Raw genomic sequence first — 16,335 nt, 5'->3', positions numbered from 1 at the left:
TCGGGCACCTTCCTCAAAGTTGATTGACCGGTTATCAGAACAACTGCGCCGGCGCCCCCTTCGTTTGGAGGGGAAGGCCGGAAATTTGCGGGCAATTGATTGTATACCCTTGCAGAACCTGCTGAACTTGCCGACAGAAATGGGAGGTCGCCATCATCAGAACCCTGTTTGCCGCGCTTGTGGCGCTGACACTCGGTACCGCCGCGCTGCCTGCCGAAGCGCCGCAAGAGCCGATCCTGCGCATCACGGGACAGATTGAAAAAGCGGGGCGGATCGCCGAATACGGTGCCGCCGAATTCGACCGGGCGATGCTCGAGGCGCTGCCGAAGCTGGTTCTTGAAACCTCGACCGTGGTCACCGACGGGGTGCACCGCTTCAGCGGTTTCCTGATGCGCGACCTGCTCGACCGGCTGGGCGCAGAGGGCGAGACCGTGACCGCAACCGCGCTCAATGATTACAGCGTCGATATTTCCATGAGCGATTTCCACGATTTCGACGTGATCGTGGCCATGGAAATGGATGGCGCACCGCTTGCGCGCGACGACAAGGGGCCGCTCTGGATCGTCTATCCGCGCGACGATCATGCCGTGCTGCAGGACATCCGCTATGATTACCGCTGGGTCTGGCAACTGTCGGAACTGCACGTGAAATGAGCCGGCTGCGTGTTCCAGCGCTCTGGCTGGTGCCGCCGCTCGGGGCGGTCGCGGTCTTTGCGGCGCTGCTCGGGTTTTCGCTGGTGCGCATGACCGAAATCGAATCCGACATGCGCATCGGCGCCGAACGCAACATGCTCTGGGTGACCCATCAGGGCGAGGTCGCGGCACGGCGGCTGTCCGAAACGGCGCTGCTCGCCGGCGCGGAACGCGCGGACGCCGGGGAACTGCGGCTGCGTTACGATATCCTCGGCAGCCGCATGGCGCTCATGAACGACGGGCCGCAGCGCCGTTTCGTCGAACAGGCGGGGCTTGCCGAAGAACTCGACCGGCTGCGCGCCGAACTGGCCGCGCTCGCGCCCCGCGTGACGGATTTCACCCGGACCGATGCCGCGGCGCTGCACGGCGCGCTCGCACCGTTCGCCGCGTTTTTCGGCCGCGCCGCAAACCAGGCGATGATCACCGAATGGGATGATCTGGGCGGGCGGCTGGAAAGCTATCGCGCGCAGCTGCGCCAGATCATCGCCTGGCTGATCGGCATCATGGGCGCGGGCGGCACGCTCACGGTGCTTCTGGTGCTGGCGCTGCGCCAGTCGCGGCAGCGCAACCGCATGCTGGCGCGCGAGCGCGACTTCTCGGCGCTGCTGATCTCGTCCAGCGGCGAGGGAATCATGGCGGTGGACCACGCCGGGCGATGCACCCTCTGGAACGAGGCCATGACCGGGCTGTTCGGCCGCCCTGTCGAACAGGCGGTGGGGCGCGATGCGGGCGATCTGGCCGGGTTCTTCGCCACCCGGCCGGTGCAGGAGGCGCTGGCCGGCGCCTGTGCCGGCCAGAGCGCGCGGCTGAGCCTCCAGCCCCTGTTCCGCCCCGAAGACAGCGCACCGCTCCATGTCGATCTGCGCATCTTTCCGATGCAGGACCGGAACCGGATTATCGGCGCGATCGCCTTCATCCAGGACGCAAGCGACCGCCATGCCGCCCGCCAGCAGGAGGAAGCGACCCGCGCACGGCTGGAACGGCTGGTCGCGGCCCGCACCCGCGAGCTGGACGAGGCATTGATGCGGGAGCGCTCGGCCGCCGATCTTTACCGCAATTTCGCGGCGATGATCTCGCACCAGTTCCGCACGCCGCTCGCGGTGGCCGATTCCGCGCTGCAACGGCTGATCCGGCGCGGTGCGCAGGCCGAAGCGGAGGAAATCGCCACCCGCGCCACCCGCGCGCGCGAGGTCATCGCGGGGCTGACGCGCCTGGTCGAAAGCACGCTTGACGCCGCGCGGCGCGAAACCGGGCAGCATGGGGCGCACCGCCGTCCCTGCGATCCGGCCCGCATCCTGCGCGACCTCTGTGCGCGCCGCCCGGATGCGCCGGAGTCCAGGATTGTCGTGACCGGCGGGGGATCCGCGCTTGGCGATCCGGCCCATGTCGAGCAGATACTGGACAACCTGCTGTCGAATGCGCTGCGCCACGCGCCGCCGGGCAGCCCGGTTTCGGTGCATCTTCATGGCGATGCAAAGCGGCTGTTCTGCGACATCCACAACGGCGGCGCGCCGATCGCGCCGGCCGACCGCGCGCATCTTTTTGAGCGCGGCTTTCGCGGCGCGAACAGCGGCGGGATGCCGGGCACGGGCACCGGGCTGTTCATCGCGCGGGCGCTGGCGCGGATGCAGGGGGGCGATGTCGTGCTGCTGCCCGGGGACAGCGTGGCCTTCCGCCTGATCCTGCCCCGCCCGCCGGAGGGGGTCTCGCCGGCGCATGACCTTGCGCAGGGCCCCGCGACCGGAGAGCGCGACACCACGGGATCATCCGGGGCAACAGGATGAACAGGATCGCCGCACCAGCCGTTTCCGCCCCGCAAAGACCGCAGCCGCAAAGGAGCACGCCATGACCCGCCCCGCGCTGATCCTCGTGGCCGAGGACGAGGCCGCACTGCGGCAGGACATCTGCGAGGAACTCGGCGAGGCCGGCTATCGCGTTCTTGCGGCGGGCGACGGGCGGCAGGCGCTCATGCTCGTTGAACGAAACGCGCCCGATCTCGTGCTTTGTGACATCACCATGCCGGAACTTGACGGTTTCGGCCTGCTCGCGGCGCTGCGCCGCTCGCGCCCCGATCTGGCCTCGGTGCCCTTCCTCTTCCTGACCGCGCTTTCCGAGCCGGCCGAGGTGATCGAGGGCAAGCGCATGGGCGCCGATGACTACCTCGTCAAGCCGGTCGATTACGATCTGATGCTTGCGACCATCGCCGCGCGGCTGCGTCAGGTCGCGCGCATCCGCAGCCGCCACGGGGACGAGATCGAGGCGCTGCGCCGTGACCTTTCGCGCCCCTCCGCCGGCCTTGCCGATGCGGCGCTCGACCTGATCGCCATGGGGGTCGTGCTGCTGGACAGGCAGGGCCATGTGCTTTTCGCCAACCGCGCCGCGGGGGAAATGGCCGAATCCGGCCGGATCATCACCATCGGGAACGCCCGGATCGCCGCCGCCGACCCGCTGGCGGACCGCGCCCTGCAACAGGCGATTGCCGCGGCGCTCCGCACCGCGGCGGCGGGGAGCGGGGATCGCGCCGGCGTCCTCCTGCCGGGGGATACGGATCAGGCGGTTTCGGTCTCGGTCTGCGCCCTGCCCTGCAGCCACCCGGGCGAGGCGGGGCCGACAAAAGACCAGCCCCATGCGGCGCTGTTCCTGCCGGCGCCGGTCGAGGCTCGGCATATCTCCGAGCCCCTGCTTTGCGACCTGTTCGGCCTGACCCCGAGCGAAGCACGCATCGCGGCGGCGCTGACCGGCGGCGCCCGGCCCGCCGACATCGCCGCCCGGCTCGGCGTGTCGCAGACCACCATCGCCTTTCACATGCGCAACCTGTTCCAGAAAACCGGGACCAACCGCCAGAGCGACCTTGTCGCCCTGATCCTCTCCGGCCCCGCCGCCGTCAGGTGACGCGAGCGAACCCGCGTCACCGGCCTGCCCCTTGCCTCAGCTGCGGGCGCGCCGCGGCGCCCCGGTGCCGCGCGACGGGCGGCGGGCGGGGCGCTGGCCTTGCGGGCGGTTTGGGCGCGCGTTGCGCGATTTGCGCGGGGTTGCCACGGGATGCGCGGGCGGTTCGCCGCCGATCACCGCAATCTCGGACTTCATGGTCTTTTCGATGTCCTTCAGCGCCCCCCATTCCTCGGGCGAACAGAAGGCGACGGCGCGCCCCTTGCGGCCCGCGCGGGCGGTGCGGCCGATGCGGTGGACATAGCTTTCGGGCACGTTCGGCAGGTCGTAGTTATAGACATGGGCGACCTCGGGAATGTCGAGGCCCCGCGCCGCCACATCGGTCGCGACAAGCACATGCACCTGACCGGCGCGGAAGGCGGCAAGCGCCCGTTCGCGCTGGCCCTGGCTCTTGTTGCCGTGGATCGCGGCCACCGCGAAGCCGTTTTTCTCGAGCACCCGCGCGAGCTTGTCGCTGCCGTGCTTGGTGCGGGCAAAGACCATGGCCAGATCGCCGGGATGGGCGCCGAGATATTCCGAAAGCAGGGTCGCCTTGTCGCCCTGGTTGACGAAATGCACGCCCTGTTCGATCCGCTCGGCCGCTCGGCCCGGGGGCGTCACCGCAACACGCAGCGGGTCGGTCAGGTAGCTTTCCGCCAGTTCCTCCATCAGCTTCGGCATGGTGGCACTGAACAGCTGCGTCTGGCGTCCGCGGGGCAGCAGGCGCGCGATCCGGCGCAGGGCATGGATAAATCCGATGTCGAGCATCTGGTCGGCCTCGTCCAGCACCAGATGTCCGGTGGCCGAAAGGTCGAGCGCGCCGCGTTCGATCAGGTCGAGCAGCCGCCCCGGCGTGGCGATCAGCACATCGACGCCGCGGGCAAGCCGCTGTGCCTGCGCATGGAGCGAGGCACCCCCGACGACGCGGAGGGCGCGGAGCGGGGTGCCCTCGGCATAGGCCTCGACACTCGTCGCGATCTGGGTCGCGAGTTCGCGGGTCGGGGCCAGGATCAGCGCGCGCACGGTCTTGGGCGCCGGCCGCTGCCCGGCGGCCAGCAGCCGCGTCAGCATCGGCAGGCTGAAGGCCGCGGTCTTGCCGGTGCCGGTCTGTGCCAGGCCAAGCAGGTCGCGCCCCTCGATGATCGCCGGGATCGCCTCGGCCTGGATCGGGGTCGGTGCATCCATGCCGAGCGGCGGCAGGTTCGCGCAGAGCCGCGCGTCGATGCCCATGGCGTGGAACGGCCCCTCGGCAAGAGGCGCGCGCGCCGGGGCGCTGCGGCGCTCGGCCCCGCCCGGCGCCCTGGCCGGAGCTGTGCCCGGGCGGGCGGGCTTACGGGATCGCCGGGTGGAGGGACGGCGGGAAATCGTGTCAGTGGTCATTATGAAAAGGAATCCATTGTGCCCTGCGGCCCCGTACCGGGCCGGCATGGCTGTGCATCCGGTCGGAGCCGGTCGAAGGTCGCAGGCAGATACGGCCTGCGGGCACCCTCGCGTGACATCGGGAACCGGTGAATTGTCGGGCCAGGCAGATGAGACGCGGCAGGATGCCGGCGGCACTGTTCGCGGCTGCTCACGCGGCAGCAGGCGACGACACCCCGCAGATGAGGGCTTTGCGCAGAAGAGTCAAGCGCCGAACGCGGGCGCGCGCTCCGCAACCCGCGGCTGCGCTCCGCAACCCGCCCGCAGCCTTCAGCGGGCTGCGGGACGGGATCCGGCCTGTTCCCCGGTTTGCGGCACGGGGCTGTTATCCGGCCGGCTGTGCTGGCGTTTCAGCCCTCGCCCATGCCTTCGGCGGGTTTGTCGCCGCTGCCCTTGCGGACCTTCTCCTCGATCCGGCCGCCGACGCCGGGGTCGATGCTTTTCCAGTAGTCGATGGCCCGGCCCAGCACCGGTTCGCGCACCCCGCCCAGAAGGCTGCCCGCGACCTGATCGACCAGTTGATCCCGCTGCGCGTCGTTGAACACCTCGCGCACCAGAATGCCCGGCTGGGTGAAATCGTCGTCGTCCTGGCGCAGATCATAGGCGCTGCGCACCATGGAGCCATCGGCCTCCCACCCGTCGGGCATGGCGCCGGTCTCGTCGGCCCATTCGCGCCCGCCGCTGTTCGGGGCATAGACCGGCGCGTTCCCGCTGTGGTGATAGGCCATCTGGCCGTCCATCATGTAGGTGTTCACCGGAACCTTCGGCTGGTTCACCGGCAACTGGTGGAAATTGGTGCCGATGCGGTTCCTTTGCGCGTCGTTATAGGCAAAGGCGCGCCCCAGCAGCATCTTGTCGGGTGAAAGCCCGATGCCGGGCACCGTATTGCCGGGCGAGAAGGCCGCCTGCTCGATCTGGGCGAAGAAGTTCTCGGGGTTGCGGTTCAGCGTCATCCGGCCCACCCGGTGCAGCGGGTAGTCGGCGTGCGGCCAGGTCTTGGTCAGGTCGAACGGGTTGATGCGGTAGGTCTTTGCCTCTTCATAGGGCATGACCTGGACCGAGAGGATCCAGCTCGGGTGATCGCCCCGCGCGATGGCGTCGAACAGGTCGCGGCGGTGGTAATCGGCGTCCGCGCCGGCCATGGCGGAGGCTTCCTCATTGGTGAAGAACTCCATGCCCTGCTCGGTGTGGAAATGGTATTTCACCCAGAACTTTTCGCCCGTTTCATTATACCACATATAGGTGTGCGAGCCGTAGCCGTTCATGTTGCGCCAGGTGCGCGGCAGGCCGCGCTGTCCCATGAGATAGGTCACCTGATGCGCCGTCTCGGGGTTGTTGGTCCAGAAATCCCATTGCATGTGGTTGTCCCGCAGGCCCGAGTCGGGCAGGCGTTTCTGGCTGCGGATGAAATGCGGGAATTTCATCGGATCGCGCACGAAAAAGATCGGGGTGTTGTTGCCGACGAGGTCGTAATTGCCCTCGTCCGTATAGAATTTCAGGCTGAAACCGCGCACGTCGCGCCATGTGTCGGGGCTGCCCATCTCGCCCGCAACGGTCGAGAACCGCGCCAGCATGTCGGTCTTTGCGCCCTTCCGGAACAGCGCCGCGCGGGTCCAGGCCGAGACGTCCTCGGTGGTCTCGAACACGCCGAAGGCCCCGGCGCCCTTGGCATGGGGCTGGCGCTCGGGCACCTTTTCGCGGTTGAAATGTGCCATCTGCTCGAGGAAATGCACGTCATGCAGCAGGATGGGTCCATCCGCGCCGATGCTGAGCGAATTGCGATCGCTGGGTGCGGGCGCGCCGGTGGTCATGGTCGAACCGGCCGCGCGTGGATTGCCTTGATCTGACATTGGTGGCTCCTGACAGCTTTCGGGTGGTGTCTTTCCCGGTGGATGAACCGATATGTTAGCCGACTGCGGCAGCCGATCAACGGTGTTGACGGCGATCGCGGCCCGAAGGTGGCGTGGAACGCATCACCTGCCGCGCCCCTCGCCGCCTTGCTCCGGCCTTCATGCCCGGGCATAGAGCGGCACGACCGCCCCGCTCATCTCGGTGTTTTCGGGCGCGATCAGTTGCAGGATCGCGCTGGCCGCCGCCTCGGTCGAAAGCCATTTGGCAGGGTCGGCCTTCGGCATCGCCTTGCGGTTCGCCTCGGTATCGAGCGTGGAGGGGGCAATCGCATTCACAAGGATATGATCTCCCTTCAGTTCCTCGGACAGGGCCATGGTGATCGCCGCCACCGCGGCCTTGCTTGCGCCATAGGCGACCATGCGCGCGCCCTGCCGCTGCTCGATCCCCGGCCGGGCCGAGACGTTGACGATCCGCCCACCCTGCCCGGTCCGACGCATGTTGCGCACCGCCGCGCGCGAACAAAGGAACACCGTCAGCGCATTCATCTGCATCAGCCGGGTGAAATCGTCCCGTTCGCTGTCGGCGATCCGCCCCATGCCGAACCCCCCGGCAAGATGGACCGAGGCCCAGAGACCGGGCACCCCGTCAAAAAACCGGTCCGTCGCCGCCTGATCGGTCAGGTCGATGTCCGGCACGACATGGAGCCGCTCCCGCGCCGCGGCATCAAGCGAACCCGGCCGGCGGTGGCTTGGCACGTGGCAGGTCGCGCCCTCGGCAAGCAGACGGTCGATGACCGCTTGCCCCAATGCGCCGGTGCCGCCGGTCACCACGACCTGTCTGCCTTCGAGCATGGCTGTCATGAATGATGTCCTCCCTGTGCTGCTGGTGTCATGGCACTGTCATAGCATGGATTGCCGGGGCGGCGGGCATGTCCTGCCGCCCGCAGGCTGCCTCAGGCCAGTTTCTGCGCGATCTCGACAAGGCGGCCGGCCTGGTCGCCAATCACGGTCTTTGCCTCTTCGGTAAACTCGGCCCCTTGTGTGTGGCTGTAGCCATAGGGGTTGCCGCCGGTCTTGAAGATCGCGGGCGAGGTATAGCCCGGCGCCACCACGACCGACCCCCAATGGATCGCGCTGGTGTAGAACGACAGCAGCGTGGTTTCCTGCCCGCCGTGGGCGTTCTGCGCCGATGTCATGGCCGAAACCGGCTTTCCGGCAAACCCGCCCTCGGCCCAGAACCCGCCCAGCGTGTCGATGAAGGCGCGCATCTGGCTGGCCATGACGCCAAAGCGCGTCGGCGCCGAGAACAGATAGGCATCGGCCCATTTCATGTCCTCGACCGTAGCGGCGGGCACGTCCGCGCTCGCCTCGGCCTGGGCCTGCCAGGCATCGACCCCGGCGACCACATCGGCCGGAACAGTCTCGGGCGCCTTAAGAAGCCGCACCTCGGCCCCGGCATCGCGGGCGGCCTCGGCGGCGATACTGGCCATCCGGTGATTGGTGCCATAGGTCGAATAATAGATGATGGCGAGTTTCACGCTCATTTTCCGTCCTTTCGGTTTCATGGTCTGTTTTCGGTCAGTGGCTGTCTGCAGCAAGTATCTGTCTGCGGTCAGTCCGCGGGCACATGTTCGCGCTCCGGCGGCTGCATCAGGTCGAGCACCGGCCCCTTCGGCACGATGCCGTTCGGGTTGATGGTCGGATGGCTGCGGTAATAATGCTGCTTGATATGGTCGAAATCGACCGTCCCGGCGACGCCCGGCCATTGATAAAGCTCGCGCGTATAGGCCCAGAGATCGGGATAATCGACCAGACGGCGCAGGTTGCATTTGAAATGGCCGTAATAGACGGCATCGAAACGGATCAGCGTGGTGAACAGGCGCCAGTCCGCCTCGGTGACCTGATCGCCCAGCAGAAAGCGCTGCCGGCCGAGCAAGTCGTTCAGCCGGTCGAGTTCGGCGAAAAGCGCGGTCACTTCCTGTTCGTAGACCGCCTGTTCGGTGGCAAAGCCGGCCTTGTAGACGCCGTTGTTCACCCGGTCATAGACCTCGGCATTGATCCGGTCGATTTCCGGCAGAAGCGCCTGCGGCGCGTAGTCTCCGGGCGCGGCGCCGATTCCGTCAAAGGCGGAATTGAACATGCGCATGATCTCGGCCGATTCATTGCTGACGATGGTGTTTTCCTGCAGATCCCAGAGCACCGGCACCGTCACCCGGCCCGAATAATCCGGGTCGGCGCGCAGATAGACCTGATAAAGGAAATCCGCCCCCCCGATCGGGTCGGCGATCACGCCGGGGGCCGGGGCAAAGGTCCAGCCGTTCTCGCCCATGTAGGGATTGACGACCGAAAGGCCGATCATGCCCTCAAGCCCCTTCAGAACCCGCATGATCAGCAGCCGGCAGGCCCAGGGACAGGCGAGCGAGACATAAAGATGATAGCGCCCGGCCTCGGCCCGGAACCCGCCACGTCCCGATGGGCCGGCGCTGCCGTCCGGGGTGATCCAGTTGCGGAACTGCGCCGCCGAGCGGACGAACTTGCCGCCGGTCTTCGCCGTGTCATACCACTGGTCGTGCCATTTCCCGTCTACGAGCAGCCCCATCTGCGCCTCCTTCCGGTTGCCGTCCTGTCTTGTCGTGCAATAATGATATAATGCAGGACGACGGGCGGACAAACAGCCGATATTGCGCCTGAGTGTCCCGCTGGCAGAACGATCAGGTCCCTCTGTCGCGCTACGCTGCCGGCCGCGGGCGGCCGCCGTCGGTCAGACCGCGCCCCGCCCGGAAAAGCCCGCGACCAGATGATCGACAAAGGCGCGCACCGATGGCAGCAGGCCGCGGCGCGAGGGAAACACCGCATGCACGATCTCGCGCCGCGGCTGCCAGTCGGGCAGGACCGGGACCAGCCGGCCGCGCGCGATCTCCGTACTTGTGACCATAACCGGAAGCTGGACGACGCCGACCCCCGCCATGGCGGCATCGCGCAGGGCGAACATGCCGCGCGTGATCAGGCGCGGGTGGTGATGCACCTCGGCCTTCGCATCATCGGGGCCGTACAGGGTCCAGCGGTGATCGCCCTGCGGCTGGGCCAGCGCGAGGCTCGGCAGCCGCGCCAGGTCGGCCGGCTCCCGCGGCTCGCCATGCCCGGCCAGGAGCGTGGGGCCTGCGACCAGATGCTGGTCGAACTCCGCCAGCACGCGCAGCACGAGTTCGCTGTCCTGAAGCGGCGGCAGACGGACGCGCAACGCGACATCGACCCCCTCTTCGATCAGGTCGACCCGCCGGTTCGTCGCCTCGAGATGCAGCTCCACCCCCGGATTCCGGCCGAGGAAATCAGCGACCATCGGGCCAATGATGGTATCGAGCAGCGCCACCGGACAGGTCACCCGAATGACCCCGCAGGGTTCGGAACGGTGCATGGCGATCGCGTCCTGTGCCGCCCTCGCCTCGACCAGGACCGCCTTGCAATGGGTGTAATAGATCTGTCCGATCTCGGTCACGGAAAAGCGCCGGGTCGAGCGCTGGATCAACCGCACGCCAAGGCGTTCCTCAAGCAGGGCGATACGGCGGCTCAGGCGGGATTTCGGCACGCCGAGCGCCCGGCCGGCCGGGGCAAAGCCGCGGTGCTCCACCACCTGCGCGAAATAATAGAGATCGTTCAGATCCTGCATGGCCCCGCCATCGTTCCACTGATGAGATGCTGAGTGTATTTTCGGAGCACTATCTGCGCAACCGTTCCGTTCCTATCTTCGGATCCAGGTTTTGAACCAATGAAACCGGGAGAAGGCTCATGAAGAAAATCCTTGGAATCCACAACGCCCCGAACGGACACTGGGTCGGCGACGGCTTTCCCGTCCGCTCGCTGTTCAACTACCAGAGCGACGGCGCGCAGATGAGCCCGTTTCTGCTGCTCGATCATGCGGGACCGGCGCATTTCGAACCGGCACAGACGCCGCGCGGCGTCGGCGCGCATCCGCATCGCGGATTCGAGACCGTCACCATCGTCTATGACGGCGAGGTCGAACATCGCGACTCGACCGGTGCCGGCGGAAAGATCGGCCCCGGTGACGTGCAATGGATGACGGCCGCCTCCGGCATCCTGCACGAAGAGTTCCACTCGCACGACTATACCCGCAAGGGTGGCCCGTTCGAGATGGTGCAGCTCTGGGTGAACCTGCCCGCCGCCGACAAGATGGCCGCGCCGCATTACCAGCTTCTTGAAAACGGCAGCATCCCGAGCGTTCCATTGCCGGATGATGGCGGCACGGTGCGGGTCATTGCAGGCGAATACGGCGGGGCGCATGGCCCGGCCCGGACCCATACGCCGCTGAACGTCTGGGATCTGCGGGTGACTGCGGGGAAAAGCGCTGCTTTCGACCTGCCCGAGGGGCACACGCTGGCCGTGGTCGTGCTCGCCGGCCGGCTGCGGGTGAACGGGGGCGGGCCCGTGCAGGACGGGCAGATGGTGGTTCTGGATCGCGCCGGCACCGGCCTCGTGCTCTCGGCGGAAAGCGACGCAAGGCTGCTGCTGCTCGGCGGTGAGCCGATAAACGAGCCGATCGCGGGGCACGGCCCGTTCGTGATGAACACGGAGGAGGAGATCCGCCAGGCCTTCGCCGATGTCCGCAGCGGCCGTTTCGGCCGGATCCCGGCCTGAACGCGCGACGCACCAAGACCGGCGGCGGGCACCTGCCCTGCCGCCGGTTTTCTATGTTCTCGTTTTACGAAACCCGAGGAATCGCCGTCAGGACATGACGCGGCGCTGCCGGCCCGCCGGATCCGGTGGGCGGTCCGGGCGTGGGGCGGCAGCCGTCGTCAGGCCCGGGGGTCAGTCAGTCCCAGTCCGGGGCGTATTCGATCATCTCGAGAAACCCTTCGAGCGCTTCGGGATCGACGGCTTCGCCGGTAATCGTGATCGTCACCTCGTCGCTGACGAAGGGAACCTCGGCATCCAGCCCGAATTCGGAACGCCGGATGGTGGTCGTCGCATCGAAGCCGATCGCCGGCGTCTCGAGCATCGGATGCTCGCCCATGTGGTTCAGCGTGGCATCGAGCACCACGGGGCGCGTCACCCCGTGCATAGTCAGATCACCCGTGATCCGGTAGTCGTCGGACTGGCCGACGCGCGTGGCTCCGGTGCTTTCAAAGGTGATCTCGGGAAATTCGTCGGCCTTGAAATATTCGGTCCTGAAGGTTTCGTCGAGCAGCGGCACCCGGGTGTCCACACTGTTGACGGGAATGGTCACGGTGACGCTGGAGTCGAGCGGATTCTCGTCGTTCCAGATCAGCGTGCCCTCCTTGATGCTGAAGGCCGCGCCGGGATTGGAAAAGCCGAGGTGGTTCCAGTTCGCCTGCACCTGCGTATGCGTGGGGTCGAGCGCATAGGTCTGCTCGGCCGCAGAGGCCGGAAGGGCGAGCGCGGCGAGGAAACCCGCGGACAGCAGCCTAGTGGTGATGTGATCGAATGCCTTCATGATCGTGCTCCGGTTTTCGGTTGGCGTGGGCGCGCGGCCAGAGGGGCGGCGCGGGATTTGCGGACAACGGGGCACATGCCGCCGATTGGCGGCGGGCACGCCCCTGCTTTCGCTGTCGCTGTCGTCCTATCACGGGAGAGAGCGGGGAATAAGGCGGCGAAACAGGGCCGCAGCGTTCCCCTGATGGAACAGCAAGGCACCCGGGCGTCCGGCCGGGTCCACGACACGTATCGTTCTGGAAACAGGACGATGCGTGCGGAACTTGCCCTGTTACGGATCGGTCGGCACATGTGTATGTCAACGCCATGACAACCGAACATGCTCCCGGCCGACCGGGGCAGCCGCACCCGGGCAGGAGCAACGGCCATGACGACCACATATCAAGGAGAACCAGCTTGAAACCCAGACTTCACATCATCATCGCCAGCACCCGGCCGGGACGTGTCGGCCCCGCGGTTGCGCAGTGGTTCCGGGACTATGCCGGCCGGCACGGGGAATTCGACGCGCATCTGGTCGACCTCGCGGATTTCGACCTGCCGATCTACAACGAGCCCCGCCACCCGGTGATGCAGCAATACGAACTGCCGCACACCAAGAGATGGGCGCGCAGCGTCGAACAGGCCGATGCCTATGTCTTCGTGACCCCCGAATACAACTTCAGCCCGCCGCCGTCGCTGGTGAATGCGCTGAACTACGTCTATCGCGAATGGAACTACAAACCCTGCGGCTTTGTCTCCTACGGCGGTGTCTCGGGCGGAATCCGCGCGGTGCAGATCGCCAAGCAGCTTGTGACGACGCTCAAGATGATGCCGATGGTCGAGGGCGTCATGGTGCCGATGGTCGGGAAATCGCTCGACGACGAGGGGCGCTTCGTCTCGAACGACCCGGTGGAGCACTCCGCGCAGCAGATGCTGGACGAGCTGCTGAAATGGAGCGGCGCACTGGCGACCCTGCGCGCCCCCGCGACCGAAAGCGCCGGTTCATAGGCGCTGAAACCCGGGCGGCGGGCCGGAGCGGGCGCCGCCGCCCCGCAGCCCGCGGGGAAAACCGGCGACCGCTTGCCAAGACCGGCGAGGATGCTATCCCGGTCGTCCTGTCAGGAAAGGTCTGCCGTTGTCCTCGGGACTTGCTCATGCCGAACTGATTGCCGTTCTGGTCGCCGTCACCGATGACGAGCCCCGCGTCATGACGGTGCGGGCCGGCCAGGCGCTGCCGTCCGGCCCCTTCGATCCGGGCCATCGCAGCCTGCAATCCGGGCTGCGGGCCTGGATCGAAAGCCAGACCGGCCATCCCGTCGGCTATCTTGAACAGCTTTACACCTTTGCCGACCTCGACCGTGAACCACGCACGCCCCCCGGCGCGCGGCGCATCTCGATCGGTTATCTCGGGCTCGTGCGCGAACAGCCGGCACCGGCAGCGGGGCAGCCGGAGTGGCACGGCTGGTATGACTATTTCCCCTGGGAGGACCGGCGCCTGCGCCCGCCGCCGATACCGGACGAAATCGCCGCCCGGCTCGCCGGCTGGGCAGGCGATGATCCGCTGCGCCGCCAGCGCGTCGATTTCGTCTTTGGCCTCAATGACATGCCCTGGAACGAGGAACTCGCGCTCCAGCGTTACGAACTGCTTTACGAGGCGGGGCTGGCCGAAAGCATGACCCGGCCCGCCCATGCCGCCTTCGGGCGCAGGATGGGGGGCGATCACCGCCGGATCCTCGCGACCGGCATCGCGCGGCTGCGGGCAAAGATCAAATACCACCCGGTCGTGTTCGAGCTCCTGCCCGAGAGCTTCACCCTCCTGCAGCTGCAACGCACGGTCGAGGCGCTGTCGGGGCTGCGGTTGCACAAGTCGAATTTCCGCCGCCAGATCGACCAGCAGGAACTGGTCGAGGAAACCGGCGAGATGTCCGCCGCCACCGGCGGCCGCCCGGCCAAGCTGTTCCGCTACCGCTCCGCGATCCTCGAGGCACGGGCCCTGTCGGGATCGCGGCTGCCGGTGCTGCGTCATTGACATATCCTCAACCCGAGAATAAGCCTGCCGTCCAATCTGCTCATGTTTGAAGGGCCAGGAGATTCCATGACCGACCTTCGCCTGCCGCATCTTTATGACCGCGTAAGCCGGATCATCCCGGCCCCGGACTGGATGCTGTTCGAGGATGACATCGCGGCGATTCTCGACCTCAAGCGCGAGAAAAACGCGGTGATCCTTGCGCATAACTACCAGACGCCGGAGATCTTCCACGGGGTCGCGGATATTGTCGGTGACAGCCTCGCCCTTGCCCGCAAGGCGGTGGAGGTCGATGCCGAGGTGATCGTCCTTGCCGGCGTGCATTTCATGGCCGAGACGGCAAAGCTGCTCAATCCGGGCAAGACCGTGCTGATCCCCGATACGCAGGCAGGCTGTTCGCTGGCGGATTCGATCACCGCCGAGGACATCGCCCTGCTGCGCGAGGCCCATCCCGGCGTGCCGGTCGTCACCTATGTGAACACGTCGGCCGCGGTCAAGGCGGCCTCCGATATCTGCTGCACCTCGGGCAATGCGGTGCGCGTCGTCGAATCGCTCGGCGTGCCCAAGGTGCTGATGATCCCCGACGAATACCTGGCCCGCAACGTGGCCCGCGAAACCGGGGTCGAGATCGTCGCCTGGAAGGGCCGCTGCGAGGTGCACGAACTGTTCACCGCCGAAGAGGTGCGCGGCCTGCGCGAATCCTGGCCGGGCGTCACCGTGCTCGCGCATCCCGAATGCCCGCCCGAGGTCGTGGCCGAGGCCGATTTCTCGGGCTCGACCGCGGTCATGTCGGATTTCGTCGGCACCCGCAAACCCGCGCGGGTGGTGCTGCTCACCGAATGTTCGATGAGCGACAATGTGGCGCTCGACCATCCCGATGTTGAATTCATCCGTCCCTGCAACCTCTGTCCGCACATGAAGCGGATCAGCCTGCGCAACATCCGCGAGGCGCTGGAACAGGGCCGTCACGAGGTCAGCGTCGATCCCGCCATCGCCGATGATGCGCGCCGAGCGGTCGAACGGATGCTGGCGGTCTGATCCGCCCGCCGATCATTCCGCAACCGCCACGCATCTGACGAAAGGATCCGCCATGGAGATCGCCCCGCTTCCGCGCCTGCTGATCGAACCCGCGGTTCGCCGCGCGCTTGACGAGGATCTGGGCACCGCGGGGGACATCACCTCGGCCGCGGTGATCCCACCGGATCATCGCTCTGCCGTCGCCATGGTGGCGCGGCGCGATGGGGTGATTGCGGGGCTCGACTGCGCGGCGCTGGCCTGCGAACTGGTCGATCCGCGCATCACCGTGACGCGCCATGTGAGCGATGGCACGGCGGTGCGCGCGGGCACGCGCATCGCGAGCCTTGCCGGCCCGTCCCGCAGCCTGCTGACGGCCGAGCGCACCGCGCTGAACTTTCTCTGTCACCTGTCGGGCATCGCGAGCGCGACCGCCGCGCTGGTCCATCTGGTCGATGGCACCGGTACCCGCATCACCTGCACGCGCAAGACCACGCCCGGACTGCGGGCGCTGGAAAAGCACGCCGTCCTTGCCGGCGGGGGCGCGAGCCATCGCCACAGCCTGGCCGATGCGATGCTGATCAAGGACAACCACATCGCCATCGCCGGCGGGATCCGCCCGGCGCTCGAGCGCGCCCGCGCCATGGCCGGCCATATGGTCAAGGTCGAGATCGAGGTCGATACGCTCGCGCAACTCGCCGAGGTGCTTGAGATCGGTGCCGATGTGGTGCTGCTCGACAACATGGACATCGCAACGCTGCGCGAGGCCGTCGCCATGGTGGCGGGGCGGGCCGTGACCGAGGCGTCGGGAACCATCACGCCCGAAACCGCTCGCGCGGTGGCTGCGACCGGGGTCGATCTGATCTCGCTCGGCTGGATCACCCACAGCGCACCCGCGCTTGACATCGGGCTGGATTTCCTTGCGGCGCAGGACGGGGCCTGAAGCGGGCCCGGCGCG

At 67.2% G+C, this 16,335-nt stretch carries 15 protein-coding genes; 8 read left to right on the top strand and 7 right to left on the bottom strand.

All coding sequences use genetic code 11. The features are described from left to right. Positions 1-179 precede the first annotated feature (179 nt). From B0B01_RS12505 to B0B01_RS12495, 3 genes are all read left to right on the top strand, one after another. Entirely contained in the window at positions 180-653 is a 474-nt protein-coding gene (locus tag B0B01_RS12505; protein WP_234967802.1) for a putative pterin-binding protein, read from the top strand. Continuing rightward, positions 650-2,476 carry a sensor histidine kinase gene (locus B0B01_RS12500; protein WP_076650400.1) on the top strand — a complete coding sequence of 609 codons (1,827 nt, stop codon included), beginning with the start codon at positions 650-652 and terminating at the stop codon, positions 2,474-2,476. Before B0B01_RS12505 ends, B0B01_RS12500 begins: the two co-directional genes overlap by 4 nt. Positions 2,477-2,537: 61 nt before the next feature. Continuing rightward, positions 2,538-3,584 carry a response regulator gene (locus B0B01_RS12495; RefSeq protein ID WP_076650399.1) on the top strand — a complete coding sequence of 349 codons (1,047 nt, stop codon included), beginning with the start codon at positions 2,538-2,540 and terminating at the stop codon, positions 3,582-3,584. Between the two features lie 36 nt (positions 3,585-3,620). Here B0B01_RS12495 and B0B01_RS12490 read toward each other — a convergent pair whose 3' ends face one another. From B0B01_RS12490 to B0B01_RS12465, 6 genes are all read right to left on the bottom strand, one after another. Continuing rightward, on the bottom strand, positions 3,621-5,000 hold the full coding sequence (locus B0B01_RS12490; protein WP_083946368.1) for a DEAD/DEAH box helicase: 1,380 nt from the start codon (positions 4,998-5,000) through the stop codon (positions 3,621-3,623). Positions 5,001-5,389: 389 nt separating this feature from the next. After that, positions 5,390-6,889 (bottom strand): catalase, encoded by a 1,500-nt coding sequence (locus tag B0B01_RS12485; protein WP_076650397.1) that lies wholly within the window; start codon positions 6,887-6,889, stop codon positions 5,390-5,392. 159 nt (positions 6,890-7,048) lie between these two features. After that, a complete protein-coding gene (locus B0B01_RS12480) occupies positions 7,049-7,750 on the bottom strand; it encodes an SDR family NAD(P)-dependent oxidoreductase (protein ID WP_076650396.1) in 702 nt (233 codons plus the stop codon). 92 nt (positions 7,751-7,842) lie between these two features. Next, positions 7,843-8,433 (bottom strand): NAD(P)H:quinone oxidoreductase, encoded by a 591-nt coding sequence (gene wrbA, locus B0B01_RS12475; protein WP_076650395.1) that lies wholly within the window; start codon positions 8,431-8,433, stop codon positions 7,843-7,845. Positions 8,434-8,501: 68 nt separating this feature from the next. Beyond that, positions 8,502-9,488, bottom strand: coding sequence for a glutathione S-transferase family protein (locus tag B0B01_RS12470; protein WP_076650394.1), 987 nt, complete (start codon positions 9,486-9,488; stop codon positions 8,502-8,504). A 162-nt stretch (positions 9,489-9,650) separates the two neighbouring features. Next, positions 9,651-10,556 (bottom strand): LysR family transcriptional regulator, encoded by a 906-nt coding sequence (locus B0B01_RS12465; protein ID WP_076650393.1) that lies wholly within the window; start codon positions 10,554-10,556, stop codon positions 9,651-9,653. 119 nt (positions 10,557-10,675) lie between these two features. Here B0B01_RS12465 and B0B01_RS12460 point away from each other — a divergent pair, with 119 nt between their 5' ends. Continuing rightward, positions 10,676-11,542, top strand: a complete 867-nt coding sequence (locus B0B01_RS12460) for a pirin family protein (protein WP_076650392.1) — start codon at positions 10,676-10,678, stop codon at positions 11,540-11,542. Positions 11,543-11,717: 175 nt separating this feature from the next. Here B0B01_RS12460 and B0B01_RS12455 read toward each other — a convergent pair whose 3' ends face one another. Then, entirely contained in the window at positions 11,718-12,359 is a 642-nt protein-coding gene (locus B0B01_RS12455; RefSeq protein WP_076650391.1) for a YceI family protein, read from the bottom strand. A gap of 395 nt (positions 12,360-12,754) precedes the next feature. Here B0B01_RS12455 and B0B01_RS12450 point away from each other — a divergent pair, with 395 nt between their 5' ends. From B0B01_RS12450 to nadC, 4 genes are all read left to right on the top strand, one after another. After that, the gene (locus B0B01_RS12450; protein WP_076650390.1) at positions 12,755-13,345 is read left to right on the top strand and encodes an NADPH-dependent FMN reductase; all 591 of its coding nucleotides are present in this window, start codon (positions 12,755-12,757) and stop codon (positions 13,343-13,345) included. Positions 13,346-13,472: 127 nt separating this feature from the next. Beyond that, positions 13,473-14,366 carry an NUDIX hydrolase gene (locus tag B0B01_RS12445; protein ID WP_076650389.1) on the top strand — a complete coding sequence of 298 codons (894 nt, stop codon included), beginning with the start codon at positions 13,473-13,475 and terminating at the stop codon, positions 14,364-14,366. Between the two features lie 66 nt (positions 14,367-14,432). Further along, positions 14,433-15,401 (top strand): quinolinate synthase NadA, encoded by a 969-nt coding sequence (gene nadA / locus B0B01_RS12440; RefSeq protein ID WP_076650388.1) that lies wholly within the window; start codon positions 14,433-14,435, stop codon positions 15,399-15,401. A gap of 52 nt (positions 15,402-15,453) precedes the next feature. Further along, the gene (gene nadC, locus B0B01_RS12435) at positions 15,454-16,320 is read left to right on the top strand and encodes a carboxylating nicotinate-nucleotide diphosphorylase (protein ID WP_076650387.1); all 867 of its coding nucleotides are present in this window, start codon (positions 15,454-15,456) and stop codon (positions 16,318-16,320) included. Positions 16,321-16,335: the final 15 nt, after the last annotated feature.

Source organism: Pontibaca methylaminivorans (genome assembly GCF_900156525.1).
Classification (GTDB): Bacteria; Pseudomonadota; Alphaproteobacteria; order Rhodobacterales; family Rhodobacteraceae; genus Pontibaca; species Pontibaca methylaminivorans.
This window is presented reverse-complemented; position numbering and strand designations above follow the sequence as displayed.